The following is a 17,275-nucleotide window of genomic DNA, read 5'->3' as shown; positions in this document are numbered from 1 at the left end:
GAAGTTATCCGAAGCGGTAGATGTCCATCCCCAATGCGCCCAGGGTGAAGCCTTGGTGCGCGATGCTGAACTCGCCTCCGGCCCCGCGCGCGAAATACAACGGTAACAAGTGCTCATCGCTGGGGTGGCTGCGCACCGCATAAGGCGCTTGCTTGCGGTAGTCGTGCAGCGCGGTCTCATCCTGTGCCGACAGTTTGTCGACCACCCAATCGCGAAAGTCCCCCGCCCAGGGCTCAATGCTTTCCGGCCCGGCTCGCCAATCCAGCTCACCGAGGTTATGGGTGATGCTGCCGGAGCCGATCAACAGCACGCCTTGTTCACGCAAACTGCGCAGTGCCTGCCCGATCCGGGTTTGCAACGCAGGGCCCATATGGCTAGGTAGCGAGACCTGTACCACTGGGATATCGGCCGCCGGATACATCAGCGACAGCGGCACCCAGGTGCCATGGTCAAACGGGCGCTGGTTATCGAGGCGGGCAGGCAAGCCATCGGCTGCGAGCAGTTCGACGATCTGTTGCGCCAGTGCTGGGTCGCCGGGCGCTGGATATTGCACCGCAAACAGTTCGCGGGGGAAGCCGCCGAAGTCGTGCCAGGTTTCTGGGGCAGGGCTGCCACTGACCAGTAGCTCGCGACTTTCCCAATGCGCGGACATCACCACGATTGCCCTGGGGCGTGGCAAGTCAGCGGCCAGGCGCTGGAGTGCCGGGCCGCTGGCGCCGGGTTGCAGGGCAAGCATGGGGGAGCCGTGGGAAATAAACAGGCTGGGGAGCATGAGCAGGGCCCTCAAGGTTAAGATGGCACCATCTTCAATCAGATCATTGATCTAAATCTAATATAAGTTTTAGCGCTATTTGATCAAGTTTTCAGGGGTATTCATGGATTCCACTTTTTGGCATGACCGCTGGGCACGCAATCAGATCGGCTTTCATCTGCCAGAGGTCAATCCCTATTTGCAGCGACACTGGCCGGGTTTGGGGTTGGCCAGTGGGGCCAGGGTGTTGGTGCCGCTGTGTGGCAAAAGCCTGGACCTGCTGTGGCTGGTGCAGCAGGGGTATCGGGTCCTGGGTGTGGAGTTGTCGCAAAAGGCTGTTGAAGAGTTCTTCCAGGAGCAACACCTGACTGCGCAAGTCAGCCAGCGGGGGGATTTCAAGGTTTATCAGGCGGACGCTATCGAGTTGTGGTGCGGTGATTTCTTCCAATTGAGCGGTGCTGATGTGGCGGGATGCACTGCACTGTACGACCGTGCGGCGCTGATAGCCTTGCCGCCGCCGATGCGTGAGCGTTATGTCGCGCATTTGCAGGCGATTGCACCTCAGGTGCAGGACGGCCTGTTGATCAGCCTGGATTATGAGCAGGCCCTGAAGGCAGGGCCGCCATTTGCAGTGAGCGACGATGAGGTTCGGGGGCTGCTGGGAGTGCACTGGCGCCTGAGTGTCCTGGAGCAGCGGGATATCCTGGCCGAGAGCCCGAAGTTCGCCCAGGAAGGCGTCGCGCGGCTGGAGGAGCGGGTTTACCAACTGACGGGGCGGTAAAACACGCGAGCACAAAAAAGGGGCGATTCAATCGCCCCTATTTGACCTGCTTGGCTGTCAGCCGCGACGACGCAGTGCGTCGATTCGCTCTTCCAACGGCGGGTGGCTCATGAACATCCGCGCCAGGCCTTGCTTGACGCCACCGTTGATGCCGAAGGCATTCAGGGTGTCAGGCATATGCACCGGCAGGCCCTGTTCGGAGCGCAGGCGTTGCAGGGCGCCGATCATGGCGGCAGTACCGGCCAACTGGGCACCGGCTTCGTCGGCGCGGAATTCGCGTTTGCGCGAGAACCACATCACGATGGAGCTGGCGAGGAAGCCCAGGACCAGTTCGGCAAAGATCGTCGCCACGTAGTAGGCGATACCCTGGCCGCCTTCGTTCTTGAAGATCACCTTGTCGACAAAGTTGCCGATGATCCGTGCGAAGAACATCACGAAGGTGTTCACCACGCCCTGGACCAGTGCCAGGGTCACCATGTCACCGTTGGCGACGTGGCCGATTTCGTGGGCCAGCACGGCCTTCACTTCGTCGGGCGAGAAACGCTCCAGCAAACCCTGGCTGACGGCAACAAGAGCATCGTTCTTGTTCCAGCCGGTGGCAAAGGCGTTGGCCTCGTAGGCCGGGAAGATCCCGACTTCGGGCATCTTGATCCCGGCTTCGCGGGACAGTTGCTCGACGGTCTGCAGCAGCCATTGCTCATGCCGGGTGCGCGGCTGGGTGATGATCTGGGTGCTGGTACTCATCTTCGCCATCCACTTGGAGATGAACAGCGAGAAGATCGAGCCGGCAAAACCAAAGACGGCACAGAAAACCAGCAGCTGATTGAGGTTCAGATCAACCCCGTTGGCCGCCATGAACCCGTTGAAGCCGAAAAGGCTCAGGGTGATGCTGGCAATCAGCACGACCGCCAGGTTAGTGGCCAAGAACAGCAGGATGCGCATCATGGTTGTAGAATTCTCCTCATGCTTAATATGTCGCGTACTGCGGGGTATATAAGGTGCGGCACTGGGCTATTCAACCGGGCGACTATTTCAAACTGTGTCCTACAGCTTGAATGTAGAGTCTTGAAGGTTTTTTCTGACTCTGAATGCCGAGGGAAATTCCCGTTCGGCAGCCTTGGGGCCCTGTGATTGTTGGGGACTACAGAGTCGATGGGGCGTGGGGCGGGGCAAGAAGGTGTTTCTGCCTGGCGTGGGCACAGATGTGTTGCCAGATACTCGCTGTACGACCTGTGCCGGGTCGTACAGCGAAAGCAGGGTTACTGGCGATAGGACTTCAGGAAGTTGCCGATGCGGCCGATGGCCATGTCCAGGTCATCCACACGCGGCAAGGTCACCACGCGGAAGTGATCAGGCCACGGCCAGTTGAACGCGGTGCCTTGCACCACCAGCAGCTTTTCCGACAGCAGCAGGTCGAGGACGAACTTCTCGTCGTTGTGGATCGGGCAGACTTTCGGGTCGATCCGTGGGAACGCATACAAGGCGCCCATGGGTTTGACACAACTGACGCCAGGAATATCGTTGAGCAGCTCCCAGGTGCGGTTGCGCTGTTCCAGCAGGCGGCCGGCTGGCAGCACCAGGTCGTTGATGCTCTGGTAGCCGCCCAGCGCGGTCTGGATCGCGTGCTGGCTGGGTACGTTGGCGCACAGGCGCATATTGGCCAGCATGTCGATGCCTTCGATGTAGCTCTGGGCATTGTGCTTGGGGCCGGAGATGGCCACCCAGCCGGAGCGGAAACCCGCCACCCGGTAGGACTTGGACAGGCCGTTGAACGTCAGGCACAGCAGGTCCGGGGCCAGGGAGGCGGTGCAGATGTGCACGGCATCGTCATAGAGGATCTTGTCGTAGATCTCGTCGGAGAACACCACCAGGTTGTGCTGGCGCGCCAGCTCCAGCATGCCCAGCAGCACTTCTTTGGAATACACCGCGCCGGTCGGGTTGTTCGGGTTGATGATCACCAGCGCCTTGGTGTTGGGCGTGATCTTGGCCTTGATATCGGCCAGGTCCGGCCACCAGTTGGCTTGCTCGTCACACAGGTAGTGCACCGGGTGACCGCCGGCCAGGGTCACGGCGGCGGTCCACAGCGGGTAATCAGGCGCTGGCACCAGCACTTCGTCGCCGTTGTTGAGCAAGGCCTGCATGGCCATCACGATCAGCTCGGAGACGCCGTTGCCCAGGTAGATGTCCTCGATGCCGACACCTTCCACCTGTTTTTGCTGGTAGTACTGCATCACCGCCTTGCGTGCGCTGAACAAGCCTTTGGAGTCGCTGTAGCCCTGGGCGGTGGGCAAGTTGCGGATCACGTCCTGGAGGATTTCGTCCGGCGCTTCGAAACCAAAGGGCGCCGGGTTGCCAATGTTCAGCTTGAGGATGCGATGGCCTTCCTCTTCCAGGCGTTTGGCGTGCTTGAGCACTGGGCCGCGAATGTCGTAGCAGACGTTGGCGAGCTTGTTCGATTTGCTGACCTGCATGGCGATGTGATCCTGAAAATGAACGATCCAGACGATGTGAAGACTACCGTGCTGGGAATCCGGCGTTTGGCTTGACCCATAAATACGTTTGAATGCCGATAACGCGGGTGCCAGACTGGCGCTTTGAAGAGGCGCAATCATACGTGCCGCCTGATCCATGGAAAAGACACAGATCAGGCTTTTTCAGTTGTCGAGGTGTATTGATGGAAAAGTTGGATAAAACCCTGGATGAATGGCGGGAAATGCTCGACCCGGCGCAGTATCAAGTGTGTCGCCTCAAGGGCACCGAGCGGCCGTTTTCCGGTAAGTACAACGCCACCACCACAGACGGTGTGTACCACTGCATCTGCTGCAATGAGCCGCTGTTCGACTCCAGTACCAAGTTCGATGCCGGTTGTGGCTGGCCCAGTTTCTATGAGCCGATTGCCGATAGCGCGATGATCGAGATTCGCGATGTCAGCCACGGAATGATTCGCACCGAAGTGACCTGTGCCAAGTGCGATGCGCATCTGGGCCATGTGTTCCCTGATGGGCCGCCGCCTACTGGCTTGCGCTATTGCATCAACTCGGTGTGCCTGGACCTGGTTCCCCGCGAAGATCGTTAACGGTGACGCGGGTTGCTTGGGTGAACGCGGCGTCTGGGCGTTTTTCGCGGGCAAGCCCGCTCCTACAGGGGAGAATGTTGGGGTATCAGTTTGGTCAATTACATTGTGTGCAATTGAATTGCTCGCTATGTTTATCTTGTCTTCCCTACTTCTTGAGGCCTTGTCATGAGCGACAACCTGCTGACCATCCCCTGCACCACCATCAAGGGCGAGCAAAAGACCCTGGCGGACTTCGCCGGCAAGGCGATCCTCGTGGTCAACACCGCCAGCAAATGCGGGTTCACCCCACAGTACAAAGGCCTTGAACAGCTCTGGCAGCAGTACAAGGACCAGGGCCTGGTGGTCTTGGGTTTTCCGTGCAACCAGTTCGGCAAGCAGGAGCCGGGCAACGAGGGGGCCATTTCCGAGTTTTGCGAACTGAATTTCGGCGTCAGCTTTCCCTTGTTCAAGAAGGTTGATGTCAACGGTGGCGAGGCCCACCCGTTGTTTGTGCAATTGAAGCAGCGGGCGCCGGGGCTGCTGGGTTCCAAGGGCATCAAGTGGAACTTCACCAAGTTCCTGATCGGGCACGACGGTCAGGTGGTTAAGCGTTTTGCCCCGACCACCAAACCCCAGGAACTGACTCAAGAGATCGAAGCGCTGCTCAAATGACGGACTTGCCTGCCACATCCCTGGCCCTGGATGACCAGCTGTGTTTCAAGCTCTACGCCGCCTCTCGGTCGGTGACACGGGCCTATAAACCCATGCTTGATCAGTTGGGCCTGACGTATCCGCAATACCTGGTCATGTTGGTGTTGTGGGAGTGGCACACCGCCGCGCCGCTCCAGCCGACGCTCAAGGCGCTGGGGGAGCGCTTGCTGCTTGATTCCGGCACGTTGACGCCGTTGCTCAAGCGCCTGGAACACCTGGCGCTGATCACGCGCCGTCGTAGCGCGGTCGATGAGCGTGAAGTGCACCTGCGCCTTACCGACGCGGGCCAGGCGTTGCGTGAGCGCGTCCAGCCACTGAAGGCCCGCCTGCTGTGTGACAGCGGAGTCGATCTGGGCCAGGCCGACGTTTTGCGTCAGGGCCTGGACCAGTTGCTCCAGCAGGTCAGAGGGTTGTCGTAGTCGGCACCCAGAGGTCGAGCAGGGCGTTGAGCTCTTCGCGGCGAAAGGGCTTGGCCAGGTAGTCGTTCATGCCGGCCGCCCGGCAGCGTTCGCGCTCTTCGGCCAGGGCATTGGCGGTCAGCGCGACAATCGGCAGCTCTGGCCAGCGTCCGCTGCGGCGGATCTGCCGGCTCGCCTCGTAGCCATCCATGACCGGCATGTTGCAGTCCATCAGCACCATATCGAAACGTTGTTCGTCCAACTGTTTCAGTGCCTCTGCGCCATGGGCCGCTACAACGACCTCGCAGCCGAGCTTGCCGAGCATGCCTTTGGCCACCAGTTGATTGACCAGATTGTCCTCTACCAGAAGGATGCGCGCGCGATGCGCAACCGGGCTGGTTTCCAACTGGACAAGGTCGAGGACGATTTCGCTGTCGGCGCGCAGGGTACGGTGCAGTACCTGATACAGCGCGGCGCGACTCAGTGGGCGCGCCTGTTGTTGCAAGGGGGCCAGGGCGACCACTTCTTCGCTGGGCATGAAGTTGCCGTAGGCGGTGACCAGCAGGATCGGTGCGCTGACGGTCGGGCGCAGGCGGAATAGGCATTCGGGGCAATCGGTGATCAGGATGTCGGGTGCCAGGCCACTCAAGTCATCGTCGATCGTTTTGCAGTACGGCGTCAGTCCCCAGTGCGGTAGCAGGGTGAGCAGCAGTTCTGCCAGGCCACTGCTGGCCCCGGTAATGACAGCAACCTCGCCCTTCAACGGCCCCAGCCGCGCCGCCGGTATGTGGGCGGGCAGTGGCAGTTCGGCACAGAACTGGCTGCCGAAGCCGGTTTCCGAGCTGATGGTCAGCCGGCCGCGCATGGCCTCGCAAAGATTGTGGGTCAGTGCCAGGCCCAGGCCGGTCCCGCCAAATTGGCGGGTAATGCCGGCACCCGCCTGGGTGAAGGGGTTGAAAATCCGCGCCTGGGCCTCCAGGGCAATGCCGATCCCGGTGTCGCACACTTCGATCCGCACGCCATCGGGGTGCGCACTGAGGCGTACATCAACGCGGCCGAAACGGGTGAACTTCAAGGCATTGGACAACAGGTTGCTGACAATCTGCCGGACCCGGGTTGGATCACCCACGACCTGGGCAGGAAACTGCGGATCGATCAGGCAGGTCAATTCGACGCTGGGCGCGGCGTTTTGCGACAGCAGGTTGGCAGTATCTTCCACCAGGGAGCCGAGGTCGAAGGGAATGCTCTCCAGTTCCAGTTGCCCGGCATCGAACTTGGACAGGTCGAGAATATCGTTGAGCAGTTCCACCAGGACTTTGCCGGAGTCATGGGCAATCGACAATTGTTGGCGCTGCTCGGCATTCAACGCGCTGTCCAGGGACAGGGCAATCATGCCGAGCAGGCCATTGAGCGGGGTGCGGATTTCATGGCTCATGTTGGCTAGGAAGGCCGCGCGTGCCTGGGCCATGCCCAAAGCGGTCATTTTCGAGGCTTCCAGTTCTTCGTTGGATTGGCTCAGTTGCTGGTTGATCGCCTTGAGTTCGGTGGTACGGCTCGAAACAATGCTCTCCAACTGGCCAAGGTACTCGGTCAGGCGGTCCTCGGCGTGGCGCCGTTGCTGGATCTCGGTCTCCATATTCTCGAATTGCTGGTTGGTGACGTTGACCAGCACGCCGATCTCGTCGTGTTCGTGCCCGGGTGGGCAATCCAGGCGAGTCAGGGGTGCACTGCCGGGGTTGCGGGTGCTCAGTTCGCGGATGATCCGGATCAGCGGCTGGGTCAGCATCACATAGAACAGGCCCAGCAGGATGGCGGTCAGGATCAGGCTGCGGGCAAAGCCATTAAGCAGCGTGATCTCTGCACGGCGCAGGAAACGGCTGCCAAATGCGTAGGTATCGACGTCAAGGCGTAAGACGCCCAGGGATTCACCGGGCATGTGCGTGAGGTAGAGGCGGTCTTCGAACTGGCGGTTGGCGCCAAACAAAAAGTCGCTGACAGGGCGGTAGGGGCTCTCCTTGCGAGAGCGGCCAACGTCAGCCAGCACCAGGCCATTGTTGTCGACCAACTGTGCCCGGATGATGGCGGGGGAGTGCAGCAGGCCCAAGGTCAGTTCCTGGGCCAGTTCAGCGTCGATGTTGTAGGCGATACGTGAGGCAGGGTTGTGACTGATTTCAAGCAGCGCGTGTATTTCACGGTTGATGGACGTGTCTTCGCTGGCATAATCAATGCCGATTTGGATCAGGCTGAGCAAGGTTCCCAAGACGAAACCGACCAGCACAGTCAGTCTGGCTTGTTTATAAGACAAGCGGTGGGCGAACTTGATATCCATTGGGTGCTGAACCACTTTACGTTTCCCTTCGCCCGGCAAGCATAGCTGAACATCCTCTGCGCCAGCCTTGCCCGGTATGAATGGTTTTTCAGGTGCAGTTGTCTGGCAACTGCGTCAGGGTTGCCAATACGCCATTTTTTATAAGAACTTGCCACAGGAATAGTCATGGATTCTCGATTGAATGCCTTTCTTGAACGGGCCGATGCGGTGCTCGCTCGTCTGGAACCCCTGTTGCCAGCGCCTCGCGAGGTCATTGACTGGAACCACTGCCTGGCGGCCCGCTGGCAGCGCGAGGGCCGCAGCGGGTTTTTGATGCCGCTGGAGGTCAGCCTGGATATGCGTCTGTCCGACTTGATCGGTGTCGACAAGCAGCGCGAGCAATTGGCACGCAATACCCAGCAGTTTATCGATGGCCTGCCTGCCAACCATGCATTGCTCTGGGGCTCGCGTGGCACGGGCAAATCGTCCATGGTCCGCGCCTTGCTGGCCCAGCATGCCAAGGCCGGCTTGCGCCTGATCGAAATCGAGCGTGATCACCTGGCCGATCTGCCGCGTGTGGTCGAGCAACTGCTCAAGTTGCCGCAGCGTTTTATCCTGTTCTGCGACGACCTCTCGTTTGAGGCCGGCGAAGGCGATTACCGTGTGCTCAAGAGCGTGCTGGACGGCTCGCTGGAGCAGGCCCCGGAAAACGTGCTGCTGTATGCCACGTCCAACCGTCGTCACCTGGTGCCGGAAAACCAGAGCGACAACGACAACTGGAAACGCGTGGACGGTGAGCTGCACCCCAGTGAGGCGGTGGAGGACAAGATTGCCTTGTCCGACCGGTTTGGCTTGTGGTTGTCGTTCTACCCGTTCACCCAGGAGCATTTCCTGGATGTGGTGGAGCATTGGATCGGTGAGCTGGCGAGCAAAGCGGGTCTGCAGTGGCAGCGCGATGAGGCCCTCGACATCCTTGCCGTGCGCTGGGCTACCGGCCGGGGCAATCGCAATGGCCGCTGTGCTTACCAATTTGCCCGTTACTGGGTGGGACTTAAATTGCTGGAGCGTCAGTCTTGATCGATCTGCAACAGGCCGGTAACGGCCTTGATGGGTACGCCATGCTCTGTGCGCAGCTGGAGTCGCTGCTGGCTGATGAGCGCGACTTTATTGCCAATGCGGCGCAGTTTTCCGCGTTCCTGTTCAACCAGCTCGATGATTTGAACTGGGCTGGTTTTTATCTCAATCGTGATGAAGAACTGGTGCTTGGGCCGTTCCAGGGGCAGATCGCCTGTGTGCGGATTCCGTTTGGCCGAGGTGTGTGTGGTGCGGCGGCGGCTTCGCGGCAAACCCAGCGGGTGGAGGATGTGCATGCGTTTGCCGGGCATATTGCTTGCGACAGCGCTTCCAATAGCGAGTTGGTGGTGCCCTTGATCAAGGCGGGGAGGTTGATTGGGGTGCTGGATCTGGACAGCCCGAAACTGGCGCGTTTCAGTTCTGAGGATCAAGTGGGTATTGAACGGCTGGCCGCGATTTTCCTGCGGTTGACGGAGTGCTGAGAGACGCGCGCTTAAGCCTTTTGGTAGGAGCGAGCTTGTTCGCGAAGAGCTTGATAACGCCGCGTTTATTCAGCAAGCCTGGGTTATCGTTGACGTCCTTCGCGAGCAAGCTCGCTCCTACAGTGGATGAGCGTTCAGTCAGTGTGGTGGCAGGCTGTCCAACTGTTGTTGCAGCACCTGCTCAAGGTCGAGCATGGCTTTCTCGATGGCCTTGCCCCAGGTGTCGACCTGCTCCTGGTCAGTATCCTCGCTAGCCTGTTCCAGCCTCTCGCATTGCTCGGCCAGTGCACGGGCCTGGACGATCCTGGCAGCGCCCTTGATCTTGTGGGCCTGGTCGATCAGGTCCTGGTGAGCGCCTTGTACGAGCAATGCCATGAGTTCCTCGCGATCACGACGGCTACTGCTCAGCAGTTCTTCCAATAGACGCTGGCTTAACAGTGGATCACCGCCGGTGAGGGCGTTCAGGCTTTCGAGATCGAAAATCCGCGCTGGCGACAGCGGGGTGATCTCGGCCAGGTGGCGTTCCAGCGTCGTAAGACTGATGGGCTTGAACAGGCAGTCATTCATGCCTGCATCCCGGCAGCGCTGTTTTTCCTCCGGCTGGGCATTGGCGGTGAAGCCCAGGATGATGCAGGGGGTGATGTTCTCCCGTTGCTCCTGTTCACGGATCGAGCGGGCCAGTTCATAGCCGTTCATGACTGGCATATTGCAGTCGGCGATGATCAGGTCGAAATGTTCCTGGCGCCAGGCCTGGAAGCCCGCTGCGCCATGTTGGACTGCGGTGAAGCGATGCCCGAGGAAACCCAATTGCTGGCACATAAGCAAGCGGTTTGCCGGATGGTCGTCCACCACCAGCACATTCAACACCGCTGCAGCATCCTGTGCCGCGGGCTTGAGTTCTATCAGCGGGTAGGCCGGTGGCAGGCTGGTCATCTGCAGCGAGACAAACACCTGGGTACCGACGCTGGCTACGCTGCTCAGGGTCAGTTGCCCGCCCATCATCTCGCACAGGCTGCGACAGATCACCAGCCCAAGACCGGCGCCGCTCCTGGCCAGATGCCCGGAATTGTCGGCCTGGGAAAAAGGTTCGAACAGGCGTTGCTGATCATCCCGGCTGATACCGATACCGGTGTCCTCGACCACCAGTTTCATCTGGATCTGTTGTGGCTGCCCGGTGGGCTGGATATCCACCTTGATCTTCACCTCACCCTGCTCGGTGAACTTGATGGCATTACTTACCAGGTTGGACAAGACCTGTTTGAAGCGCAGGGGATCGATCTGCACGTCGCGTTCTTCGACGCCGGGATTGAACTCCAGTAACAGGTTGAGATTCTTCTGGCGGGCCAGGCCATCGAACACACGCACGACTGACTCGATCAGTTCCCGCAGGTTGACGCGTTCCGGCGCCAGGCTCAGACGGCCCGATTCGATGCGCGCGATGTCGAGGATATCGCCAATCAACTCCAGTAGATCCTTGGCCGAATTGTAGGCGACCTCGATGGCCGGACGATCCAGGTGCCCGTGGTCGGCGCGCTTGAGGGTCAGCTCCAGCATGCCGATCACCGCGTTCATGGGGGTGCGGATCTCATGGCTCATGGTCGCCAGGAACGTGCTTTTCGCTCGGTTGGCCTCATCTGCGCGGTCCTTGGCGGCGCGCAGGTCATCGAACAGTTGGCGGCGCTCGCTGATGTCGATCCAGCCGCCGATGATGCCCTGGACCTTACCGACCGAGTCGCGATAGGGCAGGATCCAGTGATAGATCGTCAGTTGTTGCCCGTGAATATGCAGGGCGCGGTCAAGGATCAACGGCTTGCCTTCGGCCACCACCCGCAGATAGTCGGCATGGTACTGGTTGGCTTGCGCCTCGTTTTCCAGGCTGATCTGCCTGACACTCTTGCCAATGACCTCTTCGCGCTTGACGCCAAAGACCTGCAAGTAACTGTCATTGCAGGTCTGTAGCAAACCGTTGCGATCACGCACGTAGATCGGGTGAGGGGTTTCATTGACCAGGGCGCGCATGAATTCGTATTGATCGCTGAGGGCTCGCTCTGCCATCTGCCGATGCTTGATCTGCCTGCGCATGTAGCCGTTCCAGGCCAGTGACGTGAGCAGCAGTAGCCCGGCGGCGCTGATGATCTGGATGATCAGGCGGTGGTAGTTGCGCCAATAGCTGTCTGATGCAGCGGTATAGCCGCGCCAGCGATTGTTGATCACGCCAAGTTCATCCGGCGCGATGCTGAGCAGGGCCTTGTCAAGAATGGAGGCCAGTTCGGTAGCGTTGCGTGACGTGGCCAGGGAAAAAGACGCCAGTTGCGTGCCGATACTCGAACTGATCTGCAATTGACCTTGGAAAAAGTGTGATGAGAGGAAATAGTTGGCGACCACCAAAGAGTTGACGGCCCCGTCTACATGCCCCTGGGCCAGCATTTCTGAGGCCTTGAAGGTATCGCTGGCCTGCACCAGGGTGATCTGCGAAAAATTCCGACGCAGATAATCCACCAAGGGGTTGCCCTCGGTGATCGCCAGTTTCTTTCCTGCCAGTTGCTCAAGGCTTGAGGGGGCTCCAGGCTCCTTGCGTGTCAGCAGCACGTAGGAGTTCTGCAGGTAGGGCCGGCTGAAGTTGAGCCTGGCTTCGCGTTCGGGGCTTGGGCTGATGGCGGCAATGATGTCCGCGCTGCCATTTTCGACCTGCTCGATCATTTGGTTGACGTTGCGGGTGTGCTGGAACTCCAGGCGCAAGCCCGTACGCAGCCGTATCAACTCCAGCAGGTCGGCGGTCATGCCCCGCATCTGGCCGTCTGAATCGACGAACGTCAAGGGGGCGAAGGTTTCGTTGATGACCACTTTCACCACCGGGTGGTCCTTGAGCCAGCGCTCTTCACGTTGGCTCAACTGCAACTTGTGGTCGGTCAGCAGGATAGCGCTGCCTGCACTCCAGCGTTTGGCGATGTTTTCTCGCTCGTAGGTACCGATGCCCGTGAGGACCGTATCGACGATGCCCAATAGGGTTTGCTGGTCGCGGTGTACGGCGAAGCTGAAGCCGTACGCTTCGTGCTTGCCGAAATTGGCCATGCGGATGTTCTTCAGGTAGCCCTTGTTGATCATGTAATGGGTGGAAATGGTATCGCCGAGAAACACATCGGCCTGGTCGAAGGCCACGGCGTTCAGCGCATTCAAGTAGGACGGATAGACCTGGATGATCGCATTGGGGTAAAGCGCTTTGACTTCCTTCAACGGCAGGTAGTGGTAGACAAGGCTCAAGCGCATGCCCGCCAGCCCGTCATTGAGCGGGCGGGTTTCTGCGTCGCGGGTGACCAGCACCGGCTGGTCGACCGCGTAGGGCGTTGACAGGACGATGTCGGCGTTGCTCGCTTCAAAACCGTTGGCGCTACCCAGTAAATCGATTTTCCCGTCTTCCAGCGCCTGGATGGCTGCCTCCCGTGATGGGTAGCGCATCACCGTCACGGGTAATGCCAGGGCTTTGGCCAGGATGCCTGCGTAATCTGCAGTAATACCTTCATAGTCATGACCGCTGGCGGTGATGTCGAAGGGGGGGTAGTCGGGTGTCGAGGTTCCCAGCACCAGTTCGCGTTTGTTCTGTAGCCATTGGCGCTGCGTGTGGTTCAGTTGAGTGTCCAACTGAACGATGCCGGCACGACTCAGCAGTGAGTAGCGTTCTGGAGCGGTTTGAGTGGCTGGCACGGCTGTACTCATGCACAGTCCGGCACTCAAAATGATTAGATAGTCCTTTAAACGCCTTGGCATCCTGTTTCTCACACTAACGCGTTGCGTTTTGCCATCTCGATAAGCTCTACCAAAGACTTGGCCTTGAGTTTTTGCATCAGTCGTTTTTTATAAGTGCTGACAGTTTTGTTGCTGAGAAACATGCCTTTGGCAATTTCCTTGTTTGTACGGCCTTGCGCAAAAAGTTGTAAGACCATAAGCTCTCGGTCGTTGACTGATTTGAAAAGATTTAATTCTTCGTTTTCGCCGAGCTCGGTGCCATTGGTGTTCAATGCCTGACTTGGAAAATAGTTGTAACCTGAAAGTACGGCCCTGATGGCACTTAACAACTCACTTAGGTCGCCTTCTTTACAGACATAACCATCGGCACCTGAACGCATGCAGCGTGTGGCAAAAAGTGTCGGGGACTGGGCTGTCAGAATCAGGGTTTTCATTGGGGTGCTCATGGCATTGAACCTGCAGAGAACCTCCAGACCGTCGAGTTTTGGAATGCTGATATCAAGTATGATGAGGTCTGGAAGACATTCGCGGACCATTTGTATTGCATCACAACCGTTATCTGTTTCACCCACTACTTTGTAACCTTCATGTTCCAGCAACATTCTGATTGCAAGTCGAATAACCGGGTGGTCGTCAATAATAAAGACTGTATTCATGAGCCAATTCCATACTAGTGCAAATAAGCGCGCACAGTAGCTCAGAAGGTGGGGTAGGAGCATGAAGGGAAGGCTGAGCAGATATAAAACAGGAAAATTCCTACGCATAAAAAGGTGTTGGACTACGATGCGCTAAGGCTTTGTTGGCTGCGCTGTAAGAGTTTCTTGGGTGAAAGGTTTTAAAGTTGTGCGGTGTTGTTTGCAGGCTGAATAGAGGTGACATTTCATTTGTGTGAGCGTTTAGTATCCTACGTTAAATGTTGAAAAATACCTGAGCAATCAACAGGGTGTTGGTGTCGTGGAGCACTTCAGGTTTGTCAGGCAATTTGTGGTCAAGTGCAAAACAGTACTTTTTAATCGTAGGCAAGCCCTGATTGGCTGATCAACTCGATCCAGGCTTCTTTGTTCAAGGGCTTAGCCAAGTATCCAAGCAGACGCAAGTCACGTTGTATTGCTAAGGTTTTCAGATGTTCCAGTTCGAGGGCGGGTAGTCCACTTAGCAATACAGCACTTTTGACAAAGCCTGCATGGCTGGCTATCTCCACCAGCTCCAACCCGGTAAGGTCGGGCAGGCATTGATCACATAACATCACATCGAAGGGGACTTCGGTTGTTCTCATCAACTTGATCGCCTGCTCGGCATTCTCGGCAGGTGTCAGTTGATTGAAGCCGAAACTTTTGAGCAGGCACTGAAGGGCCAGGAGTTGAAAAGGATGATCTTCCACCAACAGGATGCGCAATTGTCGTTCGGGCATAGGAAGTTCCGTGGACGTAGCTAAAGCCGGAAGATACCAGCCAGTGCCAATGACGATTTGCCCAGTGAACCAGGCGCTGGGCGATCGAAGGTTTGCGTGAATGTAGGAGCTGATCGCTGGGGTGGATCAGAGAGGGGTGATTATTCATCGGGTGTTGGGGCGAATTCGATCAGGCCGCTCTGGAGCCTGTGTAGGTCAATTCTTTGAGGCAAGCACCCAGGCAGGAAAACCTGCCTGGGTCACGGGTCACTGAGGGTGCGAACGTCCAGTCATCTCGCGGGCCATTTCGCTGGCGTAGCTATCGGTCATGCCGGCGATGAAGTCGATCATGCGCAGAAACGAGCGATGCAGCGACCAATCAGGATGGGGGGCGCTATTACCCAGTAAATCCAGGACGCGCCGATTCTTGAAGGATGGGGTGCGGCCGCCATGTTGTTCCAGGGCTGCGCCACAGAAGGTGTTCAGGAGGATCTCCAGGGTGGTGTAGGCGCCGATCTCATGCAGGGTCTTGCGTTTGTCCTGGAAGATTTTCTTGCGCGCCATGTCCTTGGCATTCAGTACACAGCGTTTGGCCGGGCCATGCATATGCTCCACCAGATCCCCTTGCAGGGTCCCGGCCAGCAGCGCGGGTTGTTGCTCGACGAACGCCCGCGCGGCGGCGTTGGTCAGGTGCTCGATCGCCTTGCCGCGCAGAATCGCGAGTTTGCGTCGCCTGGAGTCCAGGGGCCCCAGTTGCCGGTAGGTTTCCGGCAGGTCATCGCCTACCAGGTTCAGCAGCAATGATTCGACCTCGGCGTACTCCAGCAAGTCCATTTCCAGGCCATCTTCAAGATCGATCAGGGCGTAGCAGATATCGTCGGCCGCTTCCATCAGGTAGACCAGCGGGTGGCGGGCCCAGCGTTGTTCCTCAAGTTGGGGCAGGCCAAGCTTCTGGGCGATCTGCTCAAGGATCGGCAGCTCGCTCTGGTAGCAGCCGAACTTGTGTTTCTTGTAGCCCAGGGAGTCGGCGTGACGGGCGGTCCATGGGTACTTCAGGTAAGTACCCAGGGTGGCGTAGGTCAGGCGCGTGCCGCCGTCGAACTGGTGGTATTCCAATTGCGTCAGGACGCGGAACCCTTGCGCATTGCCTTCGAAGTTGAGGAAGTCATTGCGCTCGGCGCCGCTCATATCATCCAGCCAGCCACGGCCGGCAGCCTGTTGGAACCAGTGGCGAATCGCATCTTCGCCGGAATGGCCGAACGGTGGGTTGCCGATGTCGTGGGCCAGGCAGGCCGATTGCACGACCATCCCCAGGTCACTGGGGTCGCACCAGTCGGGCAGGGCGCTGCGGATGGTCTCGCCGACGCGCATGCCCAGGGAGCGCCCGACGCAACTGACTTCCAGCGAGTGGGTCAGCCGGGTATGGATATGATCGTTGCTGGTCACCGGGTGGACCTGGGTCTTGCGACCCAGGCGACGAAAGGCCCCGGAGAAAATGATCCGGTCATGGTCTTTGTGAAATGGGCTGCGACCCAGCTCTTCCGGGCTGTGCAGGGGTTTTCCAAGGCGTTCGCGGGTAAGCAGGGTAGGCCAATCCAAGGCGAGGGCTCTCCGTGGGATGAATGTCGACCCCCAGCTTCCCGGTTCGGCGTGCCCGGAGCAAGCGAAAAACTACAGGCCGGCGGCGTCAATATCGATTAGCAGCAAGCGCTGACCGTTATCGAAGAATTGTCCTGCTGTCAGGCAGTATTGATTGGTTGTGGCATCGCGGTAGGTGGTGGAGAGAATCACGCGGCGTTCTTCCCAACCTTCGGCCAGCAGGTGATAGAAATAGGGGCGCCACGACCAGTTGTGACCCAGATAGCGGCCGTCCGCTTGCCAGGCATCCTGGCGCCACTCGAAGTTGGGAGTCAGTTGGGTGCCGTGGCGATCGCACTGATAGAACCGCAGCAGCCTGGGGAAACCCGGCAACCATGGCAGTTGATTGAGCGGCTCCTGGGCCAGCACCCAGCCTTGCAGGATCTGCATCAACTCGATCAGTTGCTGGCGCAGCAGCATGATTCGCCCGCGCTCTGCCAGTTTCTGCTGCACATATGCCTGGCGCAGCACGGCGAAACGCGAGACGAAGGCATCGGCTGCGAACCAGTTCAGTTGCGCCTGGGCAAACAGGTAGCCTTGGACATAGCGCGCGCCACATTCAAGGGCAAAGTTCAGTTGCGCTTCGGTTTCCACACCTTCGGCAATGATCCAGCACCCGGTTTTTTCCGCCATTTGGGCCAGGGCGCGTACCACCTCACTGCTTGGGCCTCCCAGGGCCGCAGCCTGGAACAGGCGCATATCCAGCTTGAGGATATCCGGGCGCAAGGCCAGGACCCGATCCAGTTGCGAATACCCGGCACCAAAATCATCAATGGCAATCCGTGCACCGGCCTGACGGTAGCGTGCGACGACTTCAGCCAGGCGCTGGCTGTCACCTCCCAGTTCGGTGATCTCAAACACAATGCGTTTTGGATCGATGTCATGGGCCTGCAACTGTTTCAGGCTGGGCAGCGGTTGGCCCGGTCGCAGCAGGGTGATCCAG

General features: G+C 58.7%; 15 protein-coding genes. 6 read left to right on the top strand and 9 right to left on the bottom strand.

The features are described from left to right. Positions 1-4 precede the first annotated feature (4 nt). On the bottom strand, positions 5-772 hold the full coding sequence (locus tag H097_RS24410) for a class III extradiol ring-cleavage dioxygenase (protein WP_032863026.1): 768 nt from the start codon (positions 770-772) through the stop codon (positions 5-7). A gap of 103 nt (positions 773-875) precedes the next feature. Between H097_RS24410 and H097_RS24405 the strand changes: the two genes are divergently transcribed. After that, entirely contained in the window at positions 876-1,532 is a 657-nt protein-coding gene (locus tag H097_RS24405) for a thiopurine S-methyltransferase (RefSeq protein ID WP_032863025.1), read from the top strand. Between the two features lie 57 nt (positions 1,533-1,589). Here the strand turns inward: H097_RS24405 and htpX are convergent, their stop codons facing one another. Both htpX and H097_RS24395 read right to left on the bottom strand, forming a co-directional pair. Next, the gene (htpX, locus tag H097_RS24400; protein WP_029298042.1) at positions 1,590-2,477 is read right to left on the bottom strand and encodes a protease HtpX; all 888 of its coding nucleotides are present in this window, start codon (positions 2,475-2,477) and stop codon (positions 1,590-1,592) included. A gap of 314 nt (positions 2,478-2,791) precedes the next feature. Next, the gene (locus H097_RS24395; RefSeq protein ID WP_029298044.1) at positions 2,792-4,003 is read right to left on the bottom strand and encodes a pyridoxal phosphate-dependent aminotransferase; all 1,212 of its coding nucleotides are present in this window, start codon (positions 4,001-4,003) and stop codon (positions 2,792-2,794) included. Between the two features lie 203 nt (positions 4,004-4,206). Between H097_RS24395 and msrB the strand changes: the two genes are divergently transcribed. From msrB to H097_RS24380, 3 genes are all read left to right on the top strand, one after another. Further along, the gene (gene msrB / locus H097_RS24390; protein ID WP_032863024.1) at positions 4,207-4,608 is read left to right on the top strand and encodes a peptide-methionine (R)-S-oxide reductase MsrB; all 402 of its coding nucleotides are present in this window, start codon (positions 4,207-4,209) and stop codon (positions 4,606-4,608) included. Positions 4,609-4,773: 165 nt separating this feature from the next. Further along, on the top strand, positions 4,774-5,259 hold the full coding sequence (locus H097_RS24385) for a glutathione peroxidase (protein WP_032863023.1): 486 nt from the start codon (positions 4,774-4,776) through the stop codon (positions 5,257-5,259). After that, positions 5,256-5,717 carry a MarR family transcriptional regulator gene (locus H097_RS24380; RefSeq protein WP_032863022.1) on the top strand — a complete coding sequence of 154 codons (462 nt, stop codon included), beginning with the start codon at positions 5,256-5,258 and terminating at the stop codon, positions 5,715-5,717. Before H097_RS24385 ends, H097_RS24380 begins: the two co-directional genes overlap by 4 nt. Here the strand turns inward: H097_RS24380 and H097_RS24375 are convergent. Then, positions 5,701-8,025, bottom strand: a complete 2,325-nt coding sequence (locus tag H097_RS24375) for a response regulator (protein ID WP_032863021.1) — start codon at positions 8,023-8,025, stop codon at positions 5,701-5,703. The genes H097_RS24380 and H097_RS24375 overlap by 17 nt on opposite strands. A 165-nt stretch (positions 8,026-8,190) precedes the next feature. On the opposite strand from H097_RS24375, the gene H097_RS24370 reads away from it, so the two are divergent. Then, positions 8,191-9,081: an ATP-binding protein gene (locus tag H097_RS24370; protein WP_032863020.1), complete on the top strand. Its 891-nt coding sequence runs from the start codon at positions 8,191-8,193 to the stop codon at positions 9,079-9,081. Next, the gene (locus H097_RS24365; protein WP_032863018.1) at positions 9,078-9,560 is read left to right on the top strand and encodes a GAF domain-containing protein; all 483 of its coding nucleotides are present in this window, start codon (positions 9,078-9,080) and stop codon (positions 9,558-9,560) included. The genes H097_RS24370 and H097_RS24365 overlap by 4 nt, the downstream gene beginning before the upstream one ends. Before the next feature lie 138 nt (positions 9,561-9,698). Here H097_RS24365 and H097_RS24360 read toward each other — a convergent pair whose 3' ends face one another. From H097_RS24360 to H097_RS24340, 5 genes are all read right to left on the bottom strand, one after another. After that, on the bottom strand, positions 9,699-13,325 hold the full coding sequence (locus H097_RS24360; RefSeq protein WP_032863017.1) for a transporter substrate-binding domain-containing protein: 3,627 nt from the start codon (positions 13,323-13,325) through the stop codon (positions 9,699-9,701). 8 nt (positions 13,326-13,333) lie between these two features. Then, on the bottom strand, positions 13,334-13,960 hold the full coding sequence (locus H097_RS24355) for a response regulator transcription factor (protein WP_032863015.1): 627 nt from the start codon (positions 13,958-13,960) through the stop codon (positions 13,334-13,336). A 353-nt stretch (positions 13,961-14,313) separates the two neighbouring features. After that, positions 14,314-14,715: a response regulator gene (locus tag H097_RS24350; RefSeq protein ID WP_032863013.1), complete on the bottom strand. Its 402-nt coding sequence runs from the start codon at positions 14,713-14,715 to the stop codon at positions 14,314-14,316. Positions 14,716-14,961: 246 nt separating this feature from the next. Continuing rightward, the gene (locus H097_RS24345) at positions 14,962-16,293 is read right to left on the bottom strand and encodes a deoxyguanosinetriphosphate triphosphohydrolase (protein WP_032863012.1); all 1,332 of its coding nucleotides are present in this window, start codon (positions 16,291-16,293) and stop codon (positions 14,962-14,964) included. A 72-nt stretch (positions 16,294-16,365) separates the two neighbouring features. Further along, the coding region (locus H097_RS24340) for an EAL domain-containing protein (RefSeq protein WP_032863010.1) at positions 16,366-17,275 on the bottom strand (910 nt) is incomplete at its 5' end.

This window comes from Pseudomonas sp. FH4, from assembly GCF_000510915.2.
In the GTDB taxonomy this organism is placed as follows: Bacteria; Pseudomonadota; Gammaproteobacteria; order Pseudomonadales; family Pseudomonadaceae; genus Aquipseudomonas; species Aquipseudomonas brenneri.
Note: the sequence above shows the minus strand (reverse complement) of the source record. Positions and strands in the feature narration are given on the sequence as shown.